5 protein-coding genes are annotated in these 9,024 nt (G+C 67.9%); 3 read left to right on the top strand and 2 right to left on the bottom strand.

What is annotated here, in order from left to right; genetic code table 11:
• The coding region (locus tag I53_RS05755) for a polysaccharide deacetylase family protein (RefSeq protein ID WP_043347692.1) at window positions 1–724 on the top strand (724 nt) is incomplete at its 5' end.
• A gap of 83 nt (window positions 725–807) precedes the next feature.
• Here I53_RS05755 and I53_RS05760 read toward each other — a convergent pair.
• Window positions 808–1,464: a DUF2155 domain-containing protein gene (locus tag I53_RS05760; RefSeq protein ID WP_043347693.1), complete on the bottom strand. Its 657-nt coding sequence runs from the start codon at window positions 1,462–1,464 to the stop codon at window positions 808–810.
• 128 nt (window positions 1,465–1,592) lie between these two features.
• Entirely contained in the window at window positions 1,593–2,009 is a 417-nt protein-coding gene (locus I53_RS05765) for an NADH:ubiquinone oxidoreductase subunit NDUFA12 (protein ID WP_083935982.1), read from the bottom strand.
• Window positions 2,010–2,522: 513 nt separating this feature from the next.
• Between I53_RS05765 and I53_RS05770 the strand changes: the two genes are divergently transcribed.
• Together I53_RS05770 and I53_RS05775 are read left to right on the top strand one after the other, a co-directional pair.
• The gene (locus I53_RS05770; protein WP_043347695.1) at window positions 2,523–6,254 is read left to right on the top strand and encodes a vitamin B12-dependent ribonucleotide reductase; all 3,732 of its coding nucleotides are present in this window, start codon (window positions 2,523–2,525) and stop codon (window positions 6,252–6,254) included.
• 326 nt (window positions 6,255–6,580) lie between these two features.
• Window positions 6,581–8,977 (top strand): hybrid sensor histidine kinase/response regulator, encoded by a 2,397-nt coding sequence (locus I53_RS05775; RefSeq protein ID WP_251982235.1) that lies wholly within the window; start codon window positions 6,581–6,583, stop codon window positions 8,975–8,977.
• Window positions 8,978–9,024 lie beyond the last annotated feature (47 nt).

A 9,024-nucleotide genomic window follows, 5' to 3' on the forward strand; every position in this document is an offset into this window, starting at 1 on the left:
GCGTCCCGTGCTGGCCCGCCACGGTGCGCCATGGACGCTGTTCGTCACCAGCGGCTTCGCCGATCAGGCCGGCCGGCTCTGGTGGATCGAGCTGGAGCACGCGATCGCGCGCCTCGATCGCGTGCGGATCGACATCGGGTCCCGCAGCGTGGACTTGCCGGCCCGCAGCCCGCAGGAGAAGGCTCTGGCCTTCGAAGTCGTTTACCGGGACCTGCGCCGCGGCCGCGAGGCCGACCTTCTCGACCGGATCGCCGAGCTCTGCCGACAGGCCGGCTTCCCGCCCGGACGGATCGCCTCCGAACTGTGCCTGTCCTGGGCGGAGCTGCGCGACCTCGCCGCCGACCCCGCCGTCACCATCGGCGCGCATACGGTGAGCCACCCGATGCTGGCCAAGCACGACGCCGCCTTCGCCGCCCACGAGATCGCTGAGGGACGCGCACGGATCGAGGCGGAACTCGGACGGACGGTCCGGCACCTGTCCTATCCGGTGGGAGACCCGACCTCCGCCGGACCGCGGGAATTCGCCCTGGCGCGGGAGATGGGCTTTGCGACGGCGGTGACCACGCGGCCCGGTCACCTGTTCGCCGAGCATGCCGCGCACCTTCAGGCCCTGCCCCGGGTCTCGGTGAACGGCTGCCACCAGACGGGTGCGGCGCTCGCCGGACTTCTCTCCGGTGTTCCGTTCCTGGCGTGGAATCGCGGGCGGCGCGTCAACGTCGCCTGAAGCGGCGTCGCGGTTCGAACCGGCCCCTGACGACGCCGGACGAGTTCATCGAGCCGGGTGCCGGGACCGGATCGCGGACGCGGTCAGCGGAATAGAGCGTCGAACAGGTTCTGCGGCTGATGCGGCGGCGGCGGAGCCGGTGCCGGACCCTCGTTCGACGGGAAGAACTTGCGCGAGGGCTTCTGGCGCGGCTGGACGGGCACGCCGCGCGGCGCCTCCACGTCCACCTGCCCGGCCGCATTGAGCTGCTGCGCGGTCTTCGTGGGGTCCTTGCCCGGGCGCTTCGCCTTCTCGGGCTTGGCCGCGACGGTCGGGACGTCTTCCTGCTCCTTGGCTTCGGCGATCACATCGCTGCCGCCTTTGCAGTCGACCAGCCACACGTCGTAGATCGGATGCTCGATCGCGTGCAGCCCGGGGCTCGACGCGAACATCCAGCCGGTGAAGATGCGGCGGTACTTGTTGTCGAGGGTCACCTCGTCGACCTCGAGGAAGGCCGTGGTCTTGGCGCTCTCGGTGGGCGGACGCGTGTAGCAGACCCGCGGGGTGAGCTGCAGCGCGCCGAACTGCACGGTCTCGTCGACCGCCACCTCGAAATTGACGATCCGGCCGGTGATCTTGTCGAGGCCGGAGAAGACCGCGGTCGGGTTCTTGATCTTGTCGGCGGCGGCAGGGCTGGCGCAGATGGCGAGCGCCAGGCTCGGGGCGAGCGCGCGGCGTGCGAAGGCGGTGATGCGGCTCAAGGCTCGGACCCCTAGACGAGGGTGGCCGGCCGCGCCAACGATTGCGCGGCGGACGATCGGGATTGGCCCGTCATGAACACCGGAACGGTGGCGGCAAAAGGGCGCCGGGTCCGCGGGAGACCGGGGATCTACTCGCCCGGCGACCAGGAGACGTAGTCGCCGGTGGCCGCCGGCCGCTGGCCCCAGGAGAGCTGCGAACCCGCCGGCCGGTACGCGTTGGCCGTGCCGGTCTGGTTCTCGATATGCGGCTTCTGCCACGCCTTCGGCTCGTAGTTCTCCTCGCTCGGGGCGAAATCGACATTGTGGCAGAGCCAGCCACGCCAGCCGGGGGGGACCTTCGAGGCGTCGGCATAGCCGTTGTAGACGACCCAGCGGCGCTCCGAACCGACCGAGCGGTCGATCAGCGCGCCTTCCGCCTTGTAGTACTTGTTCCCGAACTCGTCCTCGCCGACGAAAATGCCGGTGCGGGCGGTCTGGAGCGCCAGGGAGACGGTCTGGCCGTTCCACCATGTGAAGACGCGCAGCAAAGTGTCCTTCAGCGCCATCGCCGGTCCCGAGATCGTGCCGCGCCGCGGGGGCGCTTCTCGGCGTCGTTATGGTGACCGCGCGCCCGCGAGTCCAGCCGCGAGACGGAAGTGTCGCTGCGCGGCAACGCTCAAGGCGGGCTTTCCGCTCCCCGTTTCGGCCGGGCGCCCACCGCTCTCTCGACGGTTGTGAATCTAAAATTTTCCCGATCCGATTCCGGAAAGCGGGAAGGACACTTATCCGGGCCCGGGACGATATCCACAGGCTTTTGCGAGCCGGCACAACATCTAGCGGGGAACAAGGCCGCCGAACACCACTTGTTGACGTGAGAGTGAAGGCGGCGGTATTCTCCCGGCATCGGTCGCGACCTTGGAGTGGCGCGTTGAGCAGGGGCGACCGTTCCTAGATTTCGTTCGCGACACCGGGTGACGACCCTTCGCCGGGCGTGTTCGGCCGCGAATCCCAATATCGGGCATAGACCCCGCGTCGCGCGGGGCCGGGGCCGTCGTGTCCCGTCGGAAGAGGTGTGTTTCATGCGGTTCGAGCGTCGCTACACAACGGCCGGACAATCGCCCTACGCCGGGATCCCCTTCCGCAAGGCCCTGAGCGAGATCCGCAATCCGGACGGGTCGATTGTGTTCCGCCTCGACGGCATCGACGTGCCGGAGAGCTGGAGCCAGGTGGCGAGCGACGTCCTCGCGCAGAAGTATTTCCGCAAGGCGGGTGTGCCGGCCCGCCTCCGCAAGGTCGAGGAGAACGCGGTTCCCTCGTTCCTCTGGCGCTCGGTGCCCGACGAGGCGGCGCTGGCGGAACTGCCGGAGGACGAGCGCTTCGTTTCGGAATCCTCCGCCACGCAGGTCTTCGACCGGCTCGCCGGTTGCTGGACCTACTGGGGCTGGAAGGGCGGCTATTTCTCGTCGGAGGCGGACGCGTCCGCCTTCATGGACGAACTGCGCTTCATGCTCGCCCGCCAGATGGTGGCGCCGAACTCGCCGCAATGGTTCAACACCGGCCTGCATTGGGCCTACGGCATCGATGGCCCGAGCCAGGGACACTATTACTGCGACCCGCAGACCGGCGTGCTGACCAAGTCGGCCACGGCCTACGAGCACCCGCAGCCTCATGCCTGCTTCATCCAGTCGGTCCAGGACGACCTCGTCAACGAGGGCGGCATCATGGACCTGTGGGTGCGTGAGGCGCGCCTGTTCAAGTACGGTTCGGGCACCGGCTCGAACTTCTCGCAGCTGCGCGCCGAGAACGAGAAGCTCGGCGGCGGCGGCAAGTCGTCGGGCCTGATGAGCTTCCTCAAGATCGGCGACCGGGCGGCCGGCGCGATCAAGTCGGGCGGCACCACCCGGCGTGCCGCCAAGATGGTGATCGTCGATATCGACCACCCGGATATCGAGGCCTTCATCGACTGGAAGGTGAAGGAGGAGCAGAAGGTCGCCGCCCTGGTGACCGGCTCGAAGGTCGTCTCCAAGCACCTGACCCTGGTGATGAAGGCCTGCACCCAGTGCGAGGCGGAAGGCGACGCCTGCTTCGACGCCGAGCGCAACCCGGCCCTCAAGCGCGAGATCAAGGCTGCCCGGCGGGCGTCCGTGCCGGACGCATACATCAAGCGCGTGGTGCAGTTCGCCCGTCAGGGCTTCACCAAGATCGACTTCCCCGTCTACGACACCGACTGGGATTCCGAGGCCTACCTGACGGTGGCCGGCCAGAACTCCAACAACTCGGTCTCCCTGACCGACGGCTTCCTGCGCGCCGTCGAGGCGGACGCGGACTGGAACCTCACGGCCCGCACCACCGGCAAGGTCACCAAGACCCTGAAGGCGCGTGAGCTGTGGGAGCGGATCGGCGAGGCCGCCTGGGCGTCGGCGGATCCGGGCCTGCACTTCAACACCACGATGAACGACTGGCACACCTGCCCGGCGGGTGGGCGGATCCGGGCCTCGAACCCGTGCTCCGAGTACATGTTCCTCGACGACACCGCCTGCAATCTCGCCTCGGCGAACCTGCTGACGATGTACGACCGGGAGACCAAGCGCTTCGACGTGGAGGCGTTCGAGCACCTCAACCGCCTCTGGACGGTGGTGCTCGAGATCTCCGTGATGATGGCGCAGTTCCCATCCAAGGAGATCGCGGAACTCTCCTTCCGGTACCGGACGCTGGGTCTCGGCTACGCCAATATCGGCGGCCTGCTGATGACCATGGGCCTGCCCTACGATTCCGATGCGGGCCGGGCACTGGCCGGCGCGCTTACCGCGATCATGACCGGTGTCGCCTACGCCACCTCCGCCGAGATGGCTGCCGAACTCGGCACCTTCCAGGCCTATGACGAGAACGCCGACGCGATGCTGCGGGTGATCCGCAACCACCGCAGGGCCGCGCACGGCGAGACCGCAGGCTACGAGTTCCTGAATGTCGCGCCGGTCGCCCTCGACCATGCCAACATCCCGCAGGCCGACCTGGGCGACCATGCCCGCGCCGCCTGGGACCGGGCGCTTAAGCTCGGCGAGGAGCACGGCTACCGGAACGCGCAGGCCACCGTGATCGCGCCCACTGGCACGATCGGCCTCGTGATGGATTGCGACACCACGGGCATCGAGCCCGACTTCGCCCTGGTGAAGTTCAAGAAGCTCGCCGGTGGCGGATACTTCAAGATCATCAACCAGGCCGCGCCGGACGCCCTGCGGGCGCTGGGCTACCGCGAATCCGAGATCGCCGAGATCGAGGCCTACGCGGTCGGCCACGGCTCCATGGGCCAGGCGCCGGGGATCAACCCGACGACGCTCCGCGCCAAGGGCTTTTCGGACGAGAAGATCGCCGCGGTGGAGAAGGGGCTGAAGTCGGCCTTCGACATCAAGTTCGTGTTCAATCGCTGGACGCTCGGCGACGACTTCCTGATCCAGACCCTGAAGGTCCCGGCCGAGAAGCTCGCGGACCCGACCTTCGAGCTGCTGCCGTTCCTCGGCTTCTCCAAGAAGGAGATCGAGGCCGCCAACACCCATATCTGCGGGGCGATGACGCTGGAGGGCGCGCCCTTCCTCAAGCTCGAGCACTACGCGGTCTTCGACTGCGCCAACCCGTGCGGGCGGATCGGCAAGCGCTACCTCTCGGTGGAGAGCCACATCCGCATGATGGCGGCGGCCCAGCCCTTCATCTCGGGGGCGATCTCCAAGACCATCAACATGCCGAACGACGCCACGGTGGAGGATTGCAAGGCGGCTTACCTGCTGTCCTGGCGTCTCGCCCTCAAGGCGAACGCCCTCTACCGCGACGGCTCGAAGCTGTCGCAGCCGCTCAACTCGGCCCTCATCTCGGATGAAGACGACGAGGCGGATGAGGGCATCGAGGCGCTGATCCAGGCCCCGGCCGCCGCCAAGGCTGCTGCGGTGGCGGAGAAGATCGTCGAGCGGGTGATCGAGCGGGTGGAGCGCATCCGCTCCCGCGAGAAGCTGCCGGCCCGGCGCAAGGGGTACACCCAGAAGGCAGTCGTGGGCGGCCACAAGGTCTACCTGCGCACCGGCGAGTACGACGACGGGCGGCTGGGCGAGATCTTCATCGACATGCACAAGGAGGGCGCGACCTTCCGGAGCTTGATGAACAACTTCGCCATCGCGATCTCGCTCGGCCTCCAGTACGGCGTGCCGCTGGAGGAATACGTGGAGGCCTTCACCTTCACGCGGTTCGAGCCGGCGGGCTTCGTGCAGGGCAACGACGCGATCAAGAACGCGACGTCGCTCCTCGACTACGTGTTCCGCGAGCTGGCCGTCTCGTATCTCGGCCGCGCCGACCTCGCCCATGTCAGCCCCGCCGAGATCGGCGGCACGGTGATCGGCGGCGGCGAGAGCGGCGACACGACCCGCGAGGGCCCGAAGCCCGCACCGGCCTCCTCGGTGGTCTCCCGCGGCCTCCTGCGCGGCTCGGCCGACCGGCTCACCCTGATCCAGGGCGGCCCAGCGGGCGGGACGGTCGGTGTGGGCGCGGCGAGCGCCGGTCAGTCGGCCCCGGCCGGCGGAACGGTCCACGCGATCCGCGGCAGCACCGCGCTGAAGGCGGAGCCGGCGGCGCCCGGTCAGGCCGAGACCATCGCGGACGCCCTGCCCTTCGCAAAGGTGGAGCGGAGCGTCGCGGACCGCCGCGCCGAGGCGAAGATGAAAGGCTATGTCGGCGAGGCCTGCCCGGAATGCGCGAACTTCACGCTGGTCCGCAACGGCACCTGCCTGAAGTGCGACACCTGCGGGTCCACGACGGGCTGCTCGTAATCCCGACGTCCTGGGGTGGAGATTTGGGTGACGGCAGCGTTTGCCTTTGTTTAACGACGACGGCAGCACTCAAAATCCGAATCGCTCGATCTCCTTCCAGGCCGCCTTTCGGCGGCCTGGAACATTAAGCAGAACAAAACATGAATATATGGCCTCTTGCGACAATCATGGGCCGACCGAATAGAGCGCTTTACGTGTGCGAGACGGCTCTGGATCCCTGAGTTGTCGCGCTGGACCGAGAAGGCCGAACGTCGATCCGCTCGCCGAATCGTCAGGACCGAGCGGGCTTCGAAATTAACCGCTCGAGGCCATGATGGGGCGTCTCAGTGTCGGACGTCATCATGCGGTTGCGCACGCTCCTCGCCCTCACTTTCGCGGCCGGGGCGCTGCTCCTCACCTTCGCCGCCACGATCGTCGTCTCCCAATTCATCGCGGCGCGGGTGCAGATCCGCGCGGAGGCCCACACGGCTGACCTGGCGGAGCATCTGCGCCAGATCATCGACGCCAACATCAGCGAGCGGCTCGGCGACATGGCCGTGCTGTCCTCGGTCGCCCGGACGAACGCCACCACGCCGGAAGCGCGGCGTGCTTGGGTCGACGCCTTGCGCGAGAGCTTTCCCGCCTATGCCTGGATCGGTTTCGCGGACCGGACCGGTATCGTCCTCGCCAGCACCGACGGCATGCTGGAGGGCGAGAGCGTTGCGGCGCGCCCGTGGTTCCAGCGCGGCATCGAGGCCTTGGCCGTCATCGACATCCACGAAGCGAAGCTGCTGGCCAAACGCTTGCCGTCGCTGCCCTACGGCGAGCCGCGGCGGTTCGTCGACGTGGCGATGCCCTTCCGCGACCCTTCCGGCGCCGTCGTCGGCGTCGTCGGCGGCCATCTCAGTGTCAGTTGGATGCGTGAGATGAGCCGAGCGGCCATCGCGACCGCCCTGAAGCGTGAGCCGAGCGTCGAGGTGCTGATCCTCGCAGGGGACGGAACCGTGATCCTCGGTCCCGGCGATCAGGCCGGTCGACGGATCGATGTCGATCTGCCCGCGCTTCCGGCACTGACGGCCGGAGCCGAGCTCGCGAGCGCCCGCGGGACATGGCCCGATGGGGGCGATTACTTCACCGGCGCGAGCCGCGCCCGACCTGTGGCTGACCGGCCGACGCTGCCCTGGACAGTCCTGGTCCGCCAGCCGGTCGAGGTCGCGAAAGCGATCTCCGATCCCATCGTCAATCAACTGGTACTCGGCGGCGCGGCTTTCACGCTTCTATTCGCGCTGCTCGGCTGGTGGGCGGCCGAGCGCTTGGCCGAGCCGCTTCGCGCCTTGGCGGGCGCCGCTGGCGGCATCGGCCATTCCTCGACGAACGCGCAGCTACCCAAGCCGCACGGCTACCGGGAGATCGCCGAACTGACGGATGCCCTGACAAAATTGCTGGCCCGGCTCGGCGAGCGTGATCGCGCCCTGGCGCAGGCCAACACCGATCTGGAAGGCCGGGTCGCAGAGCGGACTGTAGAACTGGCCGAAGCGTGCCATCGCGCCGAGAGGGCGCAAGCGCGCGCCGAAGCCGGCGAGCGTGCCAAGGGCGACTTCCTGGCGACGATGAGCCATGAGGTCCGCACGCCCCTGAACGCTATCGTGGGCTTCGGTGACCTACTCCGTGATGAAATCAACCTCACCCCGCACCAGATGCGCTGCATCGATCAGATGCGCGTCGGTTGCGAAGTCCTGACGACGGTCGTCAACGACATCCTAGACTACGCACGCATCGAAGCCCATGGCGTCGTACTCGAAGCTGCCCCGTTCTCGCCGCGAGGGCTGATGGAGGAGACCGTCGCCCTCGTCGCCGGCACCGCCGAGCGCCAGGGTCTCGACCTTCGGTTGGACGTCGGCGCAGGCGACGAGCATTTCCTCATCGGCGACAAGACCCGGTTGAGACAGGTGCTGCTCAATCTCGTCAACAACGCGGTCAAGTTCACGCCGCAGGGCTCTGTGACCGTCTCTTTGGAACAAGCGGCAACGCCGGATGGCATCGCTCTGCGCGTCGCCGTCTGCGATACGGGCATCGGCATTCCCGCCGAGGCGCAGGCGCGGCTCTTCACCCGCTTCGTGCAGGCCGACAGCAGCACCACGCGACGGTTCGGAGGTACAGGATTAGGGCTGGCCATATCGAAAGGGCTGATCGAAGCGATGGGCGGCGCCATCGGCCTTGAGAGCCGCGACGGTGTCGGCTCGACCTTCTGGTTCAGCCTCGTGCTTCCGCGTGTGCCGACTGGCGAGCGGTCGTCCGACCGACCGGTTGCCGCGGCTCTGCCCAGACCGGTCGAAGACGACACGTCGCGGCAGGCGCATCTGCTCCTCGTCGAGGACGGCGCAATCAACCGCGAGATCGCCCAGATGGTTCTGGAGGCCATGGGCTATCGCGTGTCCATCGCCTGCGACGGCTCGGAAGCCGTGAAACGGGTGCAGGAGCAGGCCTTCGATCTCGTGCTGATGGATGTGGAGATGCCGGTCATGGACGGCATCACGGCGATGCGGCTCATACGGGGGCTCGAGGGTGTGGTGCGCGCCGTGCCAATCATCGCGATGACGGCGCATGTCCTGCCGGAGCAGGTTCGCGCGCTCCTTACAGCGGGCGCAAACGATCACGTCGGAAAGCCCTTCGACCGAACCCATCTCCGCGCGGTTATCGAACGCTGTCTCGTCGAGTCCGCCGAACGGTCCCGAGCTGCTTGAACGACCCCCGACAGGGTGCGCAGAGGCGGCGCGCCGGGAGCCGTGCG

It is taken from the genome of Methylobacterium sp. B1, from assembly GCF_000333255.1.
Taxonomy (GTDB): Bacteria; Pseudomonadota; Alphaproteobacteria; order Rhizobiales; family Beijerinckiaceae; genus Methylobacterium; species Methylobacterium fujisawaense.

Coding starts and splice junctions, on each gene's coding strand:
- I53_RS05765 (WP_083935982.1), bottom strand. CDS start 2,009: ATGGCGCTGAAGGACACTTTGCTGCGCGTCTTCACATGGTGGAACGGC.
- I53_RS05770 (WP_043347695.1), top strand. CDS start 2,523: ATGCGGTTCGAGCGTCGCTACACAACGGCCGGACAATCGCCCTACGCC.